This window comes from Peribacillus deserti, from assembly GCF_016909175.1.
GTDB lineage: Bacteria > Bacillota > Bacilli > Bacillales > DSM-1321 > Paraperibacillus > Paraperibacillus deserti.
The window spans coordinates 128,026-146,028 of the sequence record NZ_JAFBFI010000001.1 but is presented as its reverse complement, the minus strand read 5'-3'; the positions used below and the strand labels follow the sequence as shown (position 1 = coordinate 146,028).

Genomic DNA, 18,003 nt, shown 5'->3' with positions numbered 1-18,003 from the left:
TGATTCGGTTTAAACACTCTTGTAATTATAACCGAATCACTCAGAAAAATATAGATTTAGCCTAGATGCCCGGAAACCCCGGCAGACCACGCTTGCCTCATCATTCCCATAAAAAGGAATGCAAACAAACTTCAGTCCTGTATCAGATAAAAAATAAGCATCAGAAAGGCCCTATCCTCATCGGAATAGGGCCTGTTTTTTCTATCTATCAAGATTCATATCCATTAGGATTATCTGACTGCCATTTCCAGGAATCTCTGCACATATCCGTTAACGTCTTCTCCGCACGCCATCCAAGCATTTTTTCTGCTTTTTCCGGATTTGCATAACAGACTCCGATATCACCGGCGCGCCGTCCCACTACCTCGTACGGAATCTCGCGGTTGGTTACATCGCTAAACGTATTCACTAAATCTAGCACACTGTAGCCGGTACCTGTTCCAAGATTAAATGTCTCCACGCCTTCATTTTTCTCTAGATATTCCAGCGCTTTCAAGTGTCCTTTTACCAAGTCGGTCACATGTATATAGTCGCGTACCCCAGTACCATCTGCTGTTTCATAATCATTCCCGAACACAGCAAGCTTTTCACGTTTACCTACTGCTACCTGAGTGATATATGGAGTTAAGTTATTGGGAATTCCATTCGGATGCTCCCCAATTCTGCCGCTCTCATGCGCGCCAACCGGGTTAAAGTAGCGCAGCAGGGCAATTCTCCAGCTGTTGTCAGAAACATATACATCCTGTAAAATTTCTTCGATCATCAGCTTTGTCCGGCCGTATGGGTTCGTTGCTGACAATGGGAAAGATTCGTCGATCGGATTACTTTCCGGAAGGCCATACACGGTTGCAGAAGAACTGAAAACCAGCTTCTTCACATTATATTTAGCCATTACCTCACACAGATTAATCGTGCCTGTTAAATTATTATGATAATACTTCAAAGGAATTTCGACAGATTCCCCAACCGCTTTAAGCCCGGCAAAATGCATAACAGCTTCAATATCATGCTTCTTAAACAGATTATCCAGCGCCTCACGATCTAATAAATCATCCGTGTAAAAAGGAAAATCTTTTCCTGTAAGTTCTTTTACTCTATTAATCGATTCCATATTACTATTTGATAGATTGTCTAAGACTACGATGTTGTACCCATTTTCTAAAAGTTCCACAGCCGCGTGGCTTCCAATGTAGCCCGCGCCCCCTGTTACCAATATTGTCATAATCTTACCCTCACTTTGACTATAGAATGCACCCTTGATCAAGCCATCCGTGCTTTTTTATGTCTATACTAAATAAATTCCCCTGTTAATTATAACAAAAATTGATAGAAAAATATAGATTTGCCTATGTCCCTTTTTTGGGGACAATCCCCATTCTCCAGGTATTTATTTAATTTAAGGTTTCGTATAAAACAAAAATTTTTGTAAGTTTGTTTTATATCCTTCTTAAAGAGGTTTTTTAGTTTATCGGTTAGAAACGTGTAATATTTATTCTTCCATGTCCTTTTTCACATAATTTTAAACAAATTTCTATTTTATAAAACTTCCCCTACCAAATGAACTAAATACTGGTATATGATAGGGCAATAGGTACAACCAGGGAAACTTGGTGTCACAAAGCTATGGGGCTAAGGATTGATCTATGCCAGCCAGCTGCCGTTACCAAAGGAGGAACAGGTAATGAAAACATCGTTTTCAAAAGTATTAACAGCATTATTTGCATTGGCGCTTACAATAGGAACTGTGTCAATGGCAAGTGCAAAGGGCTCAGAAAAAACCCTAGAAACACAAAAAGAAGATAAGCCTGAACAAGCTAAAAAGCCAGTTGTTGAGAAGGGCAAGACTCCTGAAAAACCTAAGAAGAAAATTACTGTAAAAACAACTGCGGGCAAGTCCATTGAAAAGCGGATCTATACAGTGGATTCTTCTATAAAAAACATCATCAAGTCTATTAATAGCTATTTTGATGTTAATAAAGAAGGAACACCTGAAAAAGATCTAACGAAACAGACTGCTTCATCCAAATATAATAGCTATAAAGGCAAATTAAATGCCGAGATCAATAAATTAAAAGCTATCGATAAACAGATCTCTGCTGATAAGAAAAAGAATAAGAATGCGGCTGCAGAGTTCGATGCACTTGCTGCTAAGTCCGCAGAGCTTAAAAAACTGGCTGCTTCTGAAATAGAGCGAGTTAAAACGCTGGCAGCTGAAGCTTCCTCTCCAAAGGATGATTCAGCTGTTCCCGGTGAAACATCACCCCCAGCAGAATCTAGTGAACCTGCAGAGCCAGCACCAGCAGCGGAATAATTTCATTATTAAAACATACATGCCCGGCTTCCTTTTCTGTGGAGGCGGGCTTTTTATTTTTATTTTATTAGTAGGTTCACCTGTATTGGCTGCCGGAAAATCCAATGATATAGCAAAAGCATCGGAAACAGGTCCGATGCTTTTAATCATTTTACTATGGTAATATTCGAAATACTGATTTGGCCACTCGCGTTCCTGGCCAAGATACTGATTTTAGTTCCTTTTTTCTGTTTAGCTATTCGGAGCTTGAAATTACCTTTGGCATCAGCTTTGGTCTTGTAAGTTTTATAACCCATTTTTATATGGACCTCTGCTTTTGCTTCTGTTTTGCCTGTAATAAGAGTAGTAAAAGTGGAAACGCTGTTTACTGCCGGCTTATTGGGAGCTATCTTGACTACGGTTATTGTCTTCGGTTTACTTTGATTCCCCGCTAGGTCTCTAGCAATATATGAAATAAGCGTGCCGGCATTCTGCACTGGAATGCTAAGCTTGAAACGACCATTCTGATCTGCTGCTGCCTTGTATGGTTTTTTGCTTATCACAACGGTAATTACAGCATCTTTTTCTGTGGTGCCAGTCATTACTAAATCTTTATTTGTCATTTTATTCATATATACGTCAGGGGCGGTTCGATCTTTTACTACCGCTGTGGTTTTTCCGCTTTTATTCCCATATGAGTCTGCAGCCGTTATATCGACCCTCGTTCCAGCCTTCTGTTTAGGAATAGCAATCATGAAATGGCTGTATTTGTCTGCAAAACCCTTCCAGACCTTTCCGTCCGCTTTCGCTTCCACACTCGCGCCCGGTTCTGCTTTTCCAGTTATTTGTACGGCTGAATCAGAGATTTCATTGACTGTGGGTGCGGCGGGAGCCGTTTTATCAGTAACTATTATGCTGGCAGCAGCACTCTCATTTCCCGTTTCGCCAACCACTTTTACATACAAAGCTGTACCTGCTGCCTGCTTGGAAATGAATACTGAAAACTGGCCTTGTTCGTTTACGCTGCCGAGGGCTAAGGTCTGATTGCCATTACTCACGATCACGCGGCCTTTGACTGCCGGAACCTGCATGTACCCAGTAACTGAAGTGTCCTGGTCAGAAACCTGATTGACGAAAGGAGCTTCTAATTTCCTTACATTAAGAGCAGCCTTTGCGTTCAAGAGCCCATAGCCATAAAAGGAATCCTCCCCGGGCTGACCTAAATCCACAGCCGTAGTCAGAATACGCTGTGCCACCTGGTCGTTTGTCAGGCCTGGTTCCGCACCCCAAACTAAAGCCGCTGCCCCTGCCACAACTGGAGACGCCATTGAAGTTCCGCTCATATAGGCATATCGGTTTTCCGGGATAGTAGAGAGAATGGATGTGCCCGGAGCTCCAATATCTATCGCCTCTCCGTAATTTGAAAATGTGGAACGATTGTTAAATCGGTCCGTTGAGCTGACCGAAATAACATTTTCATAGGACGATGGATAATGCAACTCACTTGTGGCTTCATTCCCTGCTGCGGCGACAATCACTGTACCTTGCTGGTACGCATATTGGATGGCATTATTGAATAAAGAAGAATATTCATAGCCGCCCAGGCTCATGTTAATAATTTTGGCATCGTTCGCTACTGCATAATAAATCCCTTCAATTACATCCGATATATAGGCGTCTTCTCCTGAAAACACATTAATTGCCAATATATTTGCATTCGGGGCTACACCTGAACCGCCATATGCGTTACCCATGCCAGCCGCAATAATCCCTGATACATGTGTTCCGTGGGAACTTATGGGCAGCTCATTCGTGCGGTTAGTTACTGTATCATATGCAGATTTAATATTTGGGGCCAGGTCTGGATGGTTCAAGTCAAAACCATCATCCAGGACTGCTACGGTAACATCTTTTAAGCTGCTTGCCCAATTCCACGCGTCTTCACTTCCAATAGCTTGGTGATGATATTGGAAAGGGTAGTAGGGATCTCTCGGCGTGTATGCAGATTTAACTAAATAATCCGGTTCTGCAAAGACCACATCATTTTTCTCTTCCAGCTTTTCTGCAAGTTCCTCCGCACTCTTTCCTTCCGGAACATTTACGGTAATGGTCTGCTTGTTTCCAACCTGGCTATCTTCAACTTCCATACCTCTTAATGAACTTTGTACTGGCTGATCCTTAAATTTAATGATCACTCGGTCTGTTTGTGCTTCATTTATATCTGAAAAAGTTTCTTGTCCTATGAACTTATTTTCTTCCGCATTTGTTTCTGCGGGATGCTTTATAAAAAATATAGCGATAACTATAAAAAAAGGAATATACCATTTAGCTGACATCATTTATTCCCCCATTATTTATTCCAGAAGACAAGGGCGGCTATTAGTTCTTGATGGATTAAGCGTATGAATAACCTGTTTTTCGGCACCTCCTTTTCTATTGATTTAATACAAATAGATATCGGCTGCATATTAGAATTATTAAGTAGTTACTCTATATTTCTTACATACTACTTGAAAATCAACCGGCTTCCCTCTGCATAAGAAAAAACACCTCTAGCAGCCGTATTGGTTATAACGGCATTAGAGGTGTTGGGAATTAGTAACCATAAGGTTTAGCAGCCTGACAAGAAGCAATTATGTAGAAAATAAATGAATGCTCAATACTCGTATAAGAATAAATGGCTGCATAATTTTGAATCACAAGGCAGAAGTAACAATCTCTCTTTGAATGGAATTTTCCTTCTCTTCACTGGATAAGACTAATGGATGGCCGCCCCGGATGAAACTTTGAACTTCTAGAAGAGACAGACCCACTTTTTTGGCCTCAAGCATTAAAGCAACCCAATCTTGATCAATTTCTTTCGGCAGAGTCATTCTATTTTCTCCTTTTCGCGGCAACCCAGCCATCCTGGCATTTTGCTTTAGATCTGTGGTTTTGCGTCCCTACCTTTCAATAGGTTTGCTTTTCTCAAACGTATTCATTAGGAGATTTACCCTATGTATTGGTAAAAATAACTAAATTCCCAATAATATTAATCTACATATTCCGACTATTTACTCATTTTTTCTACATTTAGTTTAGATTCCTGAAAAAGGTCTTCGTTGAATAACAATTAGCTCACCCTCTAACCTCGGGGTTTATACTTCAAAGTCTTGCCTGCTATAGTTTGTGCTCTCCAAGATCGCTCTTGCAGCCGCCAGCTTTTATTTTAACCAGATAAATGAACCAGGGTTTCATCTCTTCTGTTTTCGATTTCCCACTTAAGAAAAAGTGAATAAAATTACCATTTTTTTCGAAATATAAACACAAACATGTTGTAAATAAAAGGATGATGGTGAATGAAACGGTTTGTCATTTTTTCTCTGACATTTGCCTTGTTATTCGGTTGTGTTCCCAGAAATATGGATGCGGAGGCAAATACAGCAAAAAAGCCAAAAAATTTTATTATGATGGTGATGGACGGAACCAATTCAGATGCTGTGACCCTGGCTCGATGGTATAAAGGCGGGAAGCTTGCACTGGACGACATTCTGGCAGGAGGAGCAAGGACGTACAGCTACCACTCGGCCATTACTGATTCGGCTGCAGCCGGCACTGCCCTGGCGACGGGGCGGAAATCGATTGTTCACTCCATCGGTATGGCGCCTGCTGATGGAAGGGGAATGATCAGTGATGGAAATAACGGAAATAAGGAGCAAGAAAGGACGATAAGTCCAGAACAGCTTGGGCGGAGTCTGATGCCGGCAGCCTCGATTTTGGAAGCGGCAAAGAAGGCAGGCAAAGCAGCAGGAATTGTAGCCACCTCCCCTGTCCAGCATGCGACCCCTGCTGCCTTTTCAACACACGTGGCGAATCGTTCCTTAATGGAGGATATTGCTGAACAGCAGGTTTACCAGGGGCTGGATGTAGTTCTTGGCGGCGGTTTGCAATATCTGCTGCCAGAGAGCCGCCGCGATGGCGAGAATTTAGTAAAAACTATTTTTAACAGCGGGTATGTGTTTGCAGACAAGAAAAGCATGATGGAACAGGCCAGCCCTGGAAAGCTATGGGGCGCCTTCTCTCCGACGGCCATCGCTAATGAGTTTGACCGGAAGCAGTTTTTTCCTCAGCAGCCCAGTTTGGCTGAAATGACAGGCAAGGCCTTGAGTTCTTTGAAAAAGGATAAAGACGGGTTCTTTCTTTTTGTAGAAGGAAGCAAAGTGGACTGGGCCGCACATCAGAATGATCCGGTCGGCATGGTCAGCGAAATCCTGAGCTTTGATGCAGCGGTGAAGCAAGCGGTTGATTTTGCGAAAAAAGATGGGGAAACCCTTGTTATTGCTGTGACAGACCATGGCAACAGCGGGCTGACGATCGGGAGCCGGAAAACAGACAAGACGTATGCAGTGAGTGAGCCTTCAGCGTTTATTAAGCCCTTGAAGAAAGCCAAGATAACGCTTGAGGGAGCGATGTGGCTCCTGAAAAAGGACCGTTCTAATCTGCGTGAAGTGGCCGGCATGTATGGGCTTGACCATCTATCTAGAGATGAGTGGCAGCGGCTGGAGCGTGCTGGCAGTGACCTTCAGGTCGGCAAGGAATTGACACGGCTGTTAGGAAAACGGGCTAAGCTTGGATTTACAACCTATGGGCATACAGGCGAAGATGTGTTTCTGTATGCATTTGGACCCGGCAGACCGACTGGCTTAATTAATAATATTGATATCGCTCCATTGGTGGCAGGGTTTTGGGGAATTGATCTGGCCGCATTAAGTAAAGAGAAGTTTGTAGTTGCAGCCGATTTTTACCGGAATAAAGGCTATAGCGTGCGAATTGATGACACTGACTCAGCCAACCCAATTCTTGTGGCCGAAAGACCCGGCGTTAAACTAACCTACCCGGCACACAAAAACTTCCACTACAACAACGGCAAAGCAGTAAAGCAGACTGGCATAACCGTCTATGGCGGCGGAAAGTTCTACATCCCTCGGGAAATGGGGACAGTCCCCCATTCCCCATAAAGAAAAACCGTTATCTCTCAAGGGATAGCGGTTTTTTTGGCGGTTCGGGAAATAGGGACAGTCCCCACTTTTTTAGCGGATCGGATTATACGACCTTCCTCTTCCGCCGGCGTTTTTCCGCCAGGTATTTCCAGAGTGCCTGGAAGGCGAGCATGGTGCCGATGGCTATTCCGGAGATGGCGACGATGAGGGAGATCCATTCGAAGAAGGAGTATTTCGGAATTTTACTCCATTTGATTCGTCCTTCCCAGTCTTGTATAACCAGGTTCATTCCGTAGATTCCGCTTATGACTGTATAGGTTGTAAGGATTTGCAGCAGGTAATTGTTTCGATTCGTGGTGAGCTTATCCTGGTTTTGATAAAGGTCATTCAGTGTGTTCTTGACTTGTCTGTATAATTCTTCAATGTTGTAGATTTCTTTTACCTTTGCAAAGATTTCCCGGCCGGATACCCTGCTGTTTACCTCTGGATAATAGAACTTGGAGGAGAAATCTGTGATGCTGACAATCAAGTCCTCTATTCCTGTTTCCTTTGTTTCAATGCTGATTTGCGACTGATCGTAGGTTAATTTCATAAGAGCAATTCTGTAATAATAAAACAGCAGGAAGGCGTAATAATATTCTCCATACATCTGGCTCGCCAGCATATTCTTTAAACCTTTGTTTCCTGTGGAAATGCAGGCGAAAATATATTCGCTCACCAGATAAAAGGTTTCGTCCGCCCACCTGTCATATGTATGCTTTTTGAGATAGCTTTTAATATAGTCTAGGTTAGAAGCTCCGATGAATGGCTCGCCTCTTGTATCAAACCCGTTCACATGTCCGAAGCGGTATAGATCCTGCGGGCTGATTTTGGACTCTTCCGGAAGGGCAAAGAATCCGACCACATACATCCGCTCGTCTATAAAAAAAGGAAGACTTCCGAAGTAAGTAGATCCCGCTTGATATGTATCCATATAGTCGATCAGGAAGGGACAGACCTCTTCGAATATAAAGTCCTTCATTTTCTTATATGTATGTCCTTGGTACACAATGTCTGTCTGCATTTCCGGTTCAAGAATAGGCTCCATCACGCGGATGATATCTACGAATTCCAGTGCTTCTGAAATCGGCATGTCCTTCGGAAGCTCCACTCGCATGTTAATCATTCCAATTTTGAATGGACAAATAATCACATCAATTGAAAGAATTTTAAAAGCTGTCTGAACATGCTCCGAAATCATTTCGCAATCAAGGTTGATCACCTTCGAGAATCTTCGGAAGGCATGACGTTCTTTATAGGAAGGAGGGTAAAGCAGCGGTTCAATATTGGGGAGAAAGTTCTTCTCAAGCGCACGATGCGAAACTCGGTGATTGCCATAAAAGGCAGTCTCCATATCCCCATCCTGAATTTGAAAAAATCGATAATCCTTGCGAATCAGCTCATCCACAAGATTTTCAGACAAAGTCCGCTCAATTGTAAAAGGAAAAACCAGCTGAACCAGCGACTCATGAATCACCAAATCCTGAATCTCATTCCCTCTCTCCGTAAAATTAGACATCCCTATACACCTCCCGTTACCGCCATTTTTAACAGTGTTCCCTTTCAACCAGAAGCTAAAACGGGAAATGGGGACTGTCCCCCATTTCCCGTTGGTATATCAGGATTTGTGTTCGGGAAATAAGGGAAATAGGGACAGTCCCCGCAAAAGGGCATAAAAAATCCCGCAGGAGCGCTGCCTGCGGGCAAGTGGGACAGACTTTCGCCTGTTCCAAGTGTCGAGTACTAAAACTAAGGGTTTGAAGAACAAATACTAACTACAAATAAAGGCGATTTGTGACTCTGTTAGTTCTTCCCGGCATCCTGCTTTTCATAAAAGCTGGATTAGATTAACATGGAAGAAAGAGTAAAATTTCATCTTTCCTTTGTTAATAGAAGAAATAACGAATCATTACTGTTATTTAATCATAATTTAAAATTTATGCAAAACTCTATTAATTACCGAAATTTACACTTTAAAGTTGTAATAGGGTTGTTTTTTGGTAGTTTATACCCTATTATCCACTATTATATAATTATATGAATATTAGGGAGGAGATGTTCAAAAATGGACTTTTCCTTAATTGGACATAAAATACGTGAGGTGCGAACGCACCTGGGCCTTTCCCAGAAGGAAGTGTGCGAAGGCATTTGCAGTCAGGCACAAATCAGCAAGATTGAAAAGGGGGAGGTATATCCTTCTGCTCCAACACTCTATCAAATTACCAAAAGACTTGGTCTCGATCTAAACTATTTCTTTGAAAGCGGCTTAAGCCAGCGCCAGGATTACGCGGAAGAAGTAAAAAAACAACTTGCCGCGGCTCGAAGGAACAAAAATTATGAAGACGTTAAAGAGATTGTAAAATCTGAAATGAACAATCCTATTTTTACAAGCAGCAAAGAAAATCAGCAGCTTCTTCTATGGAATAAAGGAGTCTACGAGTACAGCCTGGACCGCAACCCAGAACTGGCGCTCGAAACCTTACAGAAAGCTCTGAGCCTTAGTCATAGTAATGATAATGTATGGACAGAGGATGAGCTGGCGATCATCATGTCTATCGGAGTTATATATATGGATGAGAAATGCATACCTGAGGCTATTGAAACGTTTAAACGGGCTAAGAGATATATGAATAATCGTCTGAATCTGAAAGACTGGACCCTCATACCGAGACTTCACTTTAATCTATCAAAGGCCTTAACAAAAGCCGAGCTCTATGAGAAATCGATCGCATGCTGCGAGGAAGCTATAGAATGGTTGATTAAGCGTGATTATATGTATCTTCTTGGCGAACTTTCCTATAATATGGGGTATAATTACGAATTAATGAAACTATTTGAAAAGGCTATTTATTATTATGAGCGCTCCCTTTTTATATTTGAGGTGCAAAAGTATTTGCATCATATCGACTACATAAAAAACAGGATTGATGCTTTAAAAGAGAACTGATATTTAGGGCAAAGTGCCCGTTTATACGGAGGAGTTCAACATGGTGTATCGTGTGCGAGTTTTAAAGGGTATGGCGGAGCCCAATATTTTCCGTTATGGATTAAGCAGCGCCGAAGCTTTATCAGGGTTATGGGTACGGATCATCCTCGCCCTTCTCTCAAGTGCTTTTTTATTCACATTAAGCGGATTTCTCGGTATAGGGTCCGAATCGCTTTCCGGCCAGATTACAAGACTATCACCCTCGGAATTTGAGACAGCCAAGCTAGTCTTTCTCTGCGGCCAGCTTTTATCCGGGTTATTATATGCAGGTATTATTCTCTTTTTCTTCGGGTTATTTTTTCACATCCTTTTTGATATCGAATATAAAAAAATTCTGGCTGTCCAGCTGATCGCGCTTACGATCGGACTTGTAAGTAAGGCTGTTTCTATGCTAATGGCTATTTTTGCAGGAATAGGAACATCTGCCTCTCCTCTTTCATTTGGAGTAATCGGACATTATCTGACGGATTTCGATCCGCTGCGATTTTTCCTAGGGCAGATATCCGTTTTCCAGATTGCGATTATCGCTTTCCAATTTTATATGTTTCGTTCACTTTCGGAGAAAAAGCCAGGTTTCATCCTGCTGCTTCTCATTCTTCTTCATATGTTGTTCTGGATCATACAAGCTGTCTTGTTAGCTATTAATCTTGGAAAGTTTCTGTAAGGGAGGAGAACTCAGTGAATAAAACGCTTAAGATATTAATTGCGGCGGTCCTTGCCCTGTTTATTGGGCTCAATCTATTTTTACTATATAAAGAAGATAATAAAATAAAGCGCACCTCTTATGTGCAAACATGGAAAAAGGCTAAAAAAGAAGATCTGGCTAGAACGCTCCCTTCCAAAGGTGTGGTGGTCCCCTCCGAGCAGCAATTCGTCCAGCATGATCCTGAAAAAGGAAGCTTTAATAAGTTTCTTGTGAAGGAAGGAGAGGAAGTAAAGACAGGTACTCCTCTGTATTCTTTTATTCCTGAGAACAGTGACGAGCTCGCTGCCCGATTAGAGGCGGAAAAAACGGCTGTGCAGGGTGCGATTGATAGTACGGAAACACATATACAAAGTCTGACAAGCTATCAGTCTTCTATCGAAAGCAATACGCCAGCTGCCTCGGACACTGTAGAAGCAGAGACGAACAAAGATGATTTGAAAGCTTTTGAAATTGAAAAGGAGATCTATCAGCTTGAAGCGGATCAGTCGCGATTAGAGTCCAAGCTTTCAAGCATTGATACACAGCTTTCTTCACTCGGCACTTCCGAATCTGAAGTTACAGTAGAGAGTGAAATAGACGGTACCGTACAAAAAATTCGCCAGGATCTAAAAAATCCGCTCATTACGGTTTCCAGTTCAGCTGCCTCTGTTGAGGGAATTCTTTCAGAAAACCACCGTAAAGCGGTAAAAGAAGGCATGAAGGTAAAAGTTTCAGCCCAAAAAGGAAAAGGAAAATCATCCGGAGAACTGGCCGATGTATCCTCCACTCCCGAAATGGAACCACATGTTAAAAAGAAAAGCCAATATACGTACACAGCTTCCATTGAAAATCAAAAGCCTTTCACACTGATCGGCTCACATGTGGAGGTTCAAATTATCACGAAAGAAGTTAAGGATGCCATCATTGTACCGAAAGACTCTATTTTTAAAGAGAAGAAAAAGCACTATGTATATGTGCTGGGACGGGACGGATTGGTGCATAAAACGAAGGTTGAAGCTGGGGCTGCATCCGGCGGCAAACGAGAGGTCAAGTCAGGGCTGAAGGCTGGAGATGCGGTCGTGCTGAAGCCGGAGGAAGTTGTGGAGAACAAAGGTCCTTTTTTCACTCCATTGCATGCAGGTAAAGTGCGTATGAGTGAATTTATAGATATGTTTGAAGACAAGAAATGGCTGATTCCGTTCTTAACGGGAATCAAAGAAGGCTAAAAGACAAAAAAAATTCCTGGGCGGTCTAATCAGCTCAGGAATTTTTTATTTATAATTAACACGTTTCATTTTGTCTAAAAATTCTTTCGTCAGCCTTTTCTCACTAGTCAAGTACTCTTTTAATAAAGGTTTCTTCGTCTCTCTCGAACGAGACGTACATAATCCACTAAAAGCCTTCAATATGCTATCCCCTTTGCTGTTTTCTCAGCTGCTTCTTTTTTATCCGCACAAGATGCCTATAACTCACTTTTACCCGCCCTTAACAAAACTAAACATAAAAACCAAAAAACTTTAAAAACTTTTTTTGTGGGGACTGTCCCCATTTCCCGAGTGCTCAGGTTACCCTTTTTTTGCTGCTGCATTAAGCTTTTGACACATTCTCAGGCGGGGACTGTCCCCTATTTCCCAATGCTGCATTTGAATGGGTCTGCCGTTTGAAATGTAGTATAATGAGGAAATACGTTCTTTTAATGGGTTTCTGTTGTGTCCCCTGCTCTGCTGTCTACATATAGCTTGTAGTTTTGGGGGCTGTTAAAATAAAGCAGGATCTTGGCAGGAGTGGCATGTTTGTCTGGCTTTCCTTGTAAAAACGCCTGGTAGCTGCTCCATTTATAATCCTCCGGCTTTTCAACAAGCTGTGCCTTTAACGGATTAAGGTGGATATACCGGCTGACCTGAACCAGATATTCAATGGAATCAATCATCTGTGCATAGTATCTTCCTTGAAAAACATGTCCATCCTGTTGATAGCGCTTGTTAAAATAAATGGCATAGCGGGTATTTAATTTACTCATGATTAAACCTGTTGGATCACTAATGGTTTGCAGCAATAAATGAACATGATTACTCATTAAACAATAGGAATGAAGGAAAAACTCATATTTTTCCCTTGTTTCTTCTAACATACTTAAGTAGGTGTTCCGGTCCTTATCGTCAAGGAACAGATCCGCACCGCGGTTGCCGCGGCAGATGAGATGATAAGCTGCACCCGGATACCAGACTCGTTTTTTTCTAGCCATAATTTATTTCTCCTTTTCCATTAGGTACTTTTTAACCGGGCAGCCCTTGGGAAATAGGGACTGTCCCCATAAGAATGTTAGTTTAATAGGGTTTTGAGCTCGGGAAATAGGGACAGTCCCCACAAATAGGGGGGCTGTCTGTCGGGAGGTTTTAGTGTGGATGTTTTGATGGTTGGGGAGGTTTTTCTTGATGTTTTGGATCATCGGGATGAGGATGTCCAGCAGGCTGTTCAGCGTGGGTTTATGCTGTATACCCAGGGGCTTGTGTATCGGCTGGCGGATTTTGAGGATCATGTGACGGCTACGGTTCAGGATCTGGTTCCCGCCAAGGTTGTTCTGGATATAAATTCTCCTGCAAACAGCTCATGTTCCTGCGATGAGGGAATGCTGTGCCGCCACCAGATGGCTGTGTTCCTCGCTGTTTATTCCACTAGAGCAAGTGTGAACTTATGGATTGATAGATGGAAAAGCAAGCAGGAAGCTGCACCTATTGAAGAAGAGAAGCCTTCTCTAATCAGTGCAAGAGATGTGTTAACACAAAAGTCAGCTTTTAAAAGAAGCTTCTCTTCCTGGAAGAGCTTTATCGATAAAACGTTTCACAGCTATATCTTGAAAAATAATACCATGCCCGAATATATGCTGGACCGGATGTGGGGCAGCTTTAATCAGAAAATAAAAGAAAGAGCTCCTGTAGAAAGGGAGTGGCGCCATCTTTACGATTTTGTTGTGATGTATGTGGTTCTCCTCAATTGCTTAAAGCTGTTAAAATCGGATCCCAGTCCTAAGGTATCGCTGTCCTTTTTCCATGACCTGGCTTCTAATTTAGCAGAAGAGCTTCAGGAGATTATTCCCTCCATCGGCAGACAGGCACAGCCGTTTGCTTTTGATGAGTTCCTGGAGGGCATTAAGGATGAAGCATGGCGCCTGCTCGAGGGCGGCTCTTCCCTGCAATATGAAAGAGTCGACTTTTACCGTTCGCTCTGGAGATATTTGTTTAAAAGCTCCAAATGGCGGTTAAAGGAGATCGAGCGGCTTGAAGAGACTCTAAATGAAAGGCATTCTGAGGCTCAGACCTCTTCGTATCAAATTGCCCTTATCCATTTAGCGCTGTTAACCAATCGTGATGATCAGGCGATGGAGCTGCTGGGCGGACTTCCGCCATCGGCTAATCCCTTTTTATATGCCTGGCTGCAATATTCCATTGAGACCGGGAATGAAAAACGGGCCGCGCTCTTTATTGAGCATGTGATCAAACGGGTTAACCCGTTCTTAAATGCGCTGGCCTCCTATTATGAAAGAACGGATTTTGTCCGGACCTTTTCCATGCCGATCCGGGTTTTCTGCCAGGAAACAAAACGGCCGGAGCTGCTCGAGAAATTTTACCGGGAGACTCTCCCTTATAGTTATTGGGAATACTCTAAAGTATTATTTGAACGGGAAGAATTTCACAAATGGGTTGAACTGCAGGTATTTGCCGGAGAAGGTTTGAACATGATCGGGAATGATACGGTTAAAATTCTGCAGTCAAAAGACCCTTCCCTTCTTCTTCCTTTGTATCACCATGCGGTTTTCACAAGTCTTGAGCTGAAAAACAGGCAGGCTTATAAAACAGCTGTCCGCCATTTGAAAAAGCTTAAGACGATCTATAAAAAATTAAAGCAGGAAGACCGATGGACCGAATATATCGAAAATCTTTCGGTATCGACTAAGCGTTTACGAGCCTTTCAGGAAGAATTGCAAAGGGGTAAGCTCATTCATGTTGAATAAAACTAAAATTCATATAGATGTCCAGCAGCATGATAACGGACATTTTATCATCATAGGAAAAGACGAAAATAATCATAACATCTCCATAAATTCCTTAAGAAAGCTCATTTTCACCTGGGATTCTTCAAGCTTTTACGGAACGATGCTGGATACAAAGGGCTTTGAAAAAATGCCCGGAGTGCCTGTAGAGGCCTGGAGCCTGCTGAATGTTTTCGGCAAAGAAACGTTCAATAGCTTTGTAGAATGGGAATGGAGCGACTTTGCCAGCTTCTGTTTATCAACTGCCCATCTGCTCTTGGACGGGTTTGAAAAAGGAGTGCCTGTTCCCGACTTTGCCCGTCTTCAAAATGATGAAGCGGGATGGGCTCTGCCCAAATCGATGCTGGATGAGTTTGATGCTGATTTCTGGGAAGAAGCAATCGCTATTCCCCAGGCCTCCATCGGAAGTGCACATAAAGTGCAAAAGCAAAAAACGAAGGACTTTTTAGATAGCTGGTACAACGCTGCGGTCTCCCAGTATTTATCGAAGCATGCCATGAGCCAGGACCACTGGAAACGGACTGTTCTGGAATTTTCCGAAACAAGGCTCGATCCTGAAGTGCTTCAGGCTTATTTTACAGAAGACCGCTGGCAGAAATGGCTGAAGTTAATAGAAGATGAAAAGCCATTCACCACCTGCCTGCGAATTACGGAGCCTCCTGATGGGGATGGACCCTGGATTCTTGAAACGATGCTCAGATCCAAAAAAGACGAATCTGTACTGATTCCATTCAGAGGAAAAGGGAAAAAGCCGCCTAAAAGCTGGCAGCCTTTCCTCCCGCAGGCTGAAGAAGAGGTAAAAGGATGGGCCAGTGTTGTACCTTCCCTCCAAGAAGGTGATACTTTTAAGCGCGAGCTTGAGGAAAGTGAAGCATGGGAGTTTTTAACGAACGAAAGTGAAAAGCTCATTTTTCTCGGAGCAGAAATTCTGCTTCCTTCCTGGTGGCAGGCCATTCGGGATGCTTCCTTCAGAATTAAAGCCCGCGTGAAGAGCACACCTTCATCACGAGGCCCTTCTTATGTTGGTCTTCAGGCTCTTATGGACTTTGACTGGCGTTTTTCCATGAATGGTGTTGATTTTTCAGAGGAAGACTTCCAGAAGATGGTGGAGGAAAAAAGACGGCTGATTTACGTGCAAGGCCAATGGGTCAAACTGGATCCTTCATTTATCCGCCAGATTCAGGAAATGATGAAAACAGCGGACCAAAAGGGACTGCAGCTGAGCGATTTGCTTCATCAGGAGCTGTCCTCTGCAGAAGATGAGGAAGATACAGAAACCGATGATCCGGCTGAAATGTTAAAAATTCAGTTCGAACTGAACCAGGAATTAAGAAAGCTTATGTCTTCCCTAAGGGAAACTAAGTCTATTCCATTGATCAGCCCCTCTGAACATCTTCAGGGCACTTTAAGGCCTTATCAGATTCAGGGTCTCAGCTGGCTGTATTTCTTGCGTGAACACGGCTTCGGCGCCTGTCTTGCAGATGATATGGGGCTTGGGAAAACCGTCCAGATTATCGCTTATCTTCTTAAAGTTCAGGAGGAAAATCAACAATCTGTCATAACTGAAGCTGAAGTAAATGGACGGTCGGTTGTAAAAACCTCGCTAATCATCTGCCCGACGTCTGTTCTTGGAAACTGGCAGAAAGAGCTGGAGCGGTTCTCGCCGAATCTGAAGGTCTTTCTTCATTACGGCAGCAACCGCCCTAAAGGGGACGATTTTCACAAAGCTATAGCCGGATACGATGTTGTGCTTACCTCATATGGAATCACACATCAGGATTCTGAAGAGCTGGAATCCACCCACTGGTCAAGTGTGATTCTGGATGAAGCGCAGAATATAAAAAATGCCGGCACTAAACAATCGAGGGCTGTCCGGAAGCTCCGCGGCACCCACCATATCGCTCTCACCGGAACACCGATGGAAAACCGCTTAAGCGAGCTCTGGGCGATCTTTGATTTTATCAACAAAGGCTATCTTGGCACTCTTGGACAGTTCCAGGAGAAATATGTGGCAGCCATTGAGCGTGAGCAGCAGAAGGATAAAATTAAAGAGCTGCAGAATTTAATTCAGCCTTTCTTATTAAGACGTACGAAAAAGGATAAAGATGTAGCGCTGAATCTGCCTGATAAGCTGGAGCAAAAAGAATTTGTGCCGCTCACAGGAGAACAGGCTTCCCTATATGAACAGCTGGTTAAGGACACGTTCTCCGAGATTGAAAAACTTTCCGCTATTGAGCGCAAAGGGTTGATTTTATCTCTGCTCGGAAAGCTTAAACAGCTATGTGATCATCCTTCTTTATATTTAAAGGAAGGCGTGGAGCATAATGAGGCTGAGCGCTCCGGGAAGCTTGAAAAACTGCTTGAACTGGTGGATGCGGTACAGGAGCAGGGGGAAAGCTGCCTGATCTTCACCCAGTATATCGGTATGGGTAATATGATGAAGAATCTGCTGGAAGCTCGTTTCGGGCTAGAGGTGCCTTTCTTAAATGGAAGCATGCCAAAGGCCAAGCGTGACACAATGATCGCTGATTTTCAGGAAGGGAAATTCCCTATTTTCATTCTGTCCTTAAAAGCCGGCGGTACGGGTCTTAACCTGACGGCAGCAAACCATGTGATCCACTATGACCGATGGTGGAATCCTGCTGTTGAAAATCAGGCAACAGACCGCGCATACCGCATCGGCCAAAAGAAATTTGTGCACGTGCATAAGCTAGTATCTACAGGCACACTGGAAGAAAAAATCGATGCAATGCTTGATAAAAAGCAGGCATTGAATGACGAAATTCTACAGGGTGAAACCTGGCTGACAGAGCTTAGTGATAAAGAGCTTCTTGATCTGGTTGCCCTTTCGTAGCATAGATGTCCTGGAGGAAAGTCCTTCATCATCCGGATGATGAAGGACAAAGTTCAGCAAGTCCCTTAGAGAACAGTCTTTCATGCGGATGTTAAAGGACAAAATTCAGCAGATCCATT

General features: G+C 43.1%; 12 protein-coding genes and 2 riboswitches. Of the genes, 7 read left to right on the top strand and 5 right to left on the bottom strand.

The window, feature by feature from the left end:
• Nucleotides 1-208: 208 nt before the first annotated feature.
• The gene (gene galE, locus JOC77_RS00660; protein WP_204537419.1) at nt 209-1,222 is read right to left on the bottom strand and encodes a UDP-glucose 4-epimerase GalE; all 1,014 of its coding nucleotides are present in this window, start codon (nt 1,220-1,222) and stop codon (nt 209-211) included.
• 358 nt (nt 1,223-1,580) lie between these two features.
• Nucleotides 1,581-1,662: riboswitch (cyclic di-GMP riboswitch) on the top strand.
• 19 nt (nt 1,663-1,681) lie between these two features.
• Here galE and JOC77_RS00655 point away from each other — a divergent pair.
• Nucleotides 1,682-2,311 carry a hypothetical protein gene (locus JOC77_RS00655; RefSeq protein WP_204537418.1) on the top strand — a complete coding sequence of 210 codons (630 nt, stop codon included), beginning with the start codon at nt 1,682-1,684 and terminating at the stop codon, nt 2,309-2,311.
• A gap of 146 nt (nt 2,312-2,457) precedes the next feature.
• Here JOC77_RS00655 and JOC77_RS00650 read toward each other — a convergent pair whose 3' ends face one another.
• Together JOC77_RS00650 and sinI are read right to left on the bottom strand one after the other, a co-directional pair.
• Nucleotides 2,458-4,629 carry a S8 family peptidase gene (locus tag JOC77_RS00650; protein WP_204537417.1) on the bottom strand — a complete coding sequence of 724 codons (2,172 nt, stop codon included), beginning with the start codon at nt 4,627-4,629 and terminating at the stop codon, nt 2,458-2,460.
• 357 nt (nt 4,630-4,986) lie between these two features.
• Nucleotides 4,987-5,163: a DNA-binding anti-repressor SinI gene (gene sinI / locus JOC77_RS00645; RefSeq protein WP_204537416.1), complete on the bottom strand. Its 177-nt coding sequence runs from the start codon at nt 5,161-5,163 to the stop codon at nt 4,987-4,989.
• 16 nt (nt 5,164-5,179) lie between these two features.
• Nucleotides 5,180-5,263, bottom strand: a riboswitch (cyclic di-GMP riboswitch).
• Nucleotides 5,264-5,628: 365 nt separating this feature from the next.
• Between sinI and JOC77_RS00640 the strand changes: the two genes are divergently transcribed.
• Nucleotides 5,629-7,287, top strand: coding sequence for an alkaline phosphatase (locus tag JOC77_RS00640; RefSeq protein WP_204537415.1), 1,659 nt, complete (start codon nt 5,629-5,631; stop codon nt 7,285-7,287).
• An 85-nt stretch (nt 7,288-7,372) separates the two neighbouring features.
• Here JOC77_RS00640 and JOC77_RS00635 read toward each other — a convergent pair whose 3' ends face one another.
• The gene (locus JOC77_RS00635; RefSeq protein ID WP_204537414.1) at nt 7,373-8,827 is read right to left on the bottom strand and encodes a magnesium transporter CorA family protein; all 1,455 of its coding nucleotides are present in this window, start codon (nt 8,825-8,827) and stop codon (nt 7,373-7,375) included.
• A gap of 546 nt (nt 8,828-9,373) precedes the next feature.
• Between JOC77_RS00635 and JOC77_RS00630 the strand changes: the two genes are divergently transcribed.
• Genes JOC77_RS00630 through JOC77_RS00620 form a run of 3 tightly spaced genes read left to right on the top strand, consistent with a single transcriptional unit; the run spans nt 9,374 to nt 12,205 of the window.
• The gene (locus JOC77_RS00630) at nt 9,374-10,255 is read left to right on the top strand and encodes a helix-turn-helix domain-containing protein (RefSeq protein WP_204537413.1); all 882 of its coding nucleotides are present in this window, start codon (nt 9,374-9,376) and stop codon (nt 10,253-10,255) included.
• 40 nt (nt 10,256-10,295) lie between these two features.
• Nucleotides 10,296-10,958: a hypothetical protein gene (locus tag JOC77_RS00625; protein WP_204537412.1), complete on the top strand. Its 663-nt coding sequence runs from the start codon at nt 10,296-10,298 to the stop codon at nt 10,956-10,958.
• A gap of 14 nt (nt 10,959-10,972) precedes the next feature.
• Complete coding sequence (locus JOC77_RS00620) at nt 10,973-12,205, top strand: efflux RND transporter periplasmic adaptor subunit (protein ID WP_204537411.1); 1,233 nt, start codon at nt 10,973-10,975, stop codon at nt 12,203-12,205.
• Nucleotides 12,206-12,672: 467 nt separating this feature from the next.
• Here the strand turns inward: JOC77_RS00620 and JOC77_RS00615 are convergent, their stop codons facing one another.
• Complete coding sequence (locus JOC77_RS00615; RefSeq protein WP_204537410.1) at nt 12,673-13,224, bottom strand: transposase; 552 nt, start codon at nt 13,222-13,224, stop codon at nt 12,673-12,675.
• A 156-nt stretch (nt 13,225-13,380) separates the two neighbouring features.
• Here JOC77_RS00615 and JOC77_RS00610 point away from each other — a divergent pair, with 156 nt between their 5' ends.
• Both JOC77_RS00610 and JOC77_RS00605 read left to right on the top strand, forming a co-directional pair.
• Entirely contained in the window at nt 13,381-14,991 is a 1,611-nt protein-coding gene (locus tag JOC77_RS00610; RefSeq protein ID WP_204537409.1) for an SWIM zinc finger family protein, read from the top strand.
• On the top strand, nt 14,981-17,884 hold the full coding sequence (locus JOC77_RS00605; protein ID WP_204537408.1) for a DEAD/DEAH box helicase: 2,904 nt from the start codon (nt 14,981-14,983) through the stop codon (nt 17,882-17,884). Before JOC77_RS00610 ends, JOC77_RS00605 begins: the two co-directional genes overlap by 11 nt.
• Nucleotides 17,885-18,003: the final 119 nt, after the last annotated feature.